Genomic DNA, 345 nt, shown 5'->3' with positions numbered 1-345 from the left:
AAGAGGGAGGGAAGGAGAAAGAAGAAGGGAAGGAAAGGAGAGAGAAAAGGGAGGGGAAGGAAAGGGAAAGGGAAAAGGGGAGGAGGGAAAAAAAAAGAAGAAGAAGGAGGGAAGAAGGAGAGAAAGGGGGGAGGGAGAGAGGGGGGGAAGGGGGAAAAAGAAGGGGGAGAGGGGAAGAAGGAGAGAGAAGGAGGGGGAAAAGGGGGAAAGGGAGGGAAAAGAGGGGGGGGGAAAGGGGGAAAAAGAGGAGGAAGGGAAGAGAAGAGAAAGAGGGAAAAAAGAAGAAGAAAAAGAAGAAAGGGGAGAAAGGGAAAGAGGGGAGGAGAGGAGAAGAAGGGGGAAAGG

At 52.2% G+C, this 345-nt stretch carries 1 protein-coding gene; it reads left to right on the top strand.

The window, feature by feature from the left end:
- Window positions 1-345, top strand: a 345-nt coding sequence (locus tag KH400_RS30335; protein WP_217228613.1) for a hypothetical protein, incomplete at both ends; no start/stop codon positions are given.

This window comes from Desertibacillus haloalkaliphilus (assembly GCF_019039105.1).
In the GTDB taxonomy this organism is placed as follows: Bacteria; Bacillota; Bacilli; order Bacillales; family KJ1-10-99; genus Desertibacillus; species Desertibacillus haloalkaliphilus.
This window is presented reverse-complemented; position numbering and strand designations above follow the sequence as displayed.